The sequence below is a fragment of the Citrobacter sp. TBCS-14 genome, from assembly GCF_005280805.1.
In the GTDB taxonomy this organism is placed as follows: domain Bacteria; phylum Pseudomonadota; class Gammaproteobacteria; order Enterobacterales; family Enterobacteriaceae; genus Citrobacter; species Citrobacter gillenii.
Genome location: NZ_SZWM01000435.1, coordinates 1 through 201 on the forward strand (window position 1 = coordinate 1; position 201 = coordinate 201).

A 201-nucleotide genomic window follows, 5' to 3' on the forward strand; every position below is an offset into this window, starting at 1 on the left:
GGCTGAACAGGCTTATATTCGCACCGGCGCATGGAGTTCTTTGCTGGATATCATTCCATCAATGGCGAAAGCGCATGTGGGTGATGAAGAACACCGTGCGATGCTGGAACAGCAGGCATGGGTGGGTCTGATGGATCAGGTTCGCGCCGATCAGGGCAGCGAGGGATTACGCGCATGGTGGAAAAACCAGAGCCGTAAGAC

At 55.2% G+C, this 201-nt stretch carries 1 pseudogene; it reads left to right on the forward strand.

What is annotated here, in order from left to right:
* A pseudogene (locus FDX22_RS15940) lies at nucleotides 1-201 on the forward strand (protoheme IX biogenesis protein HemY); the annotation flags it as partial.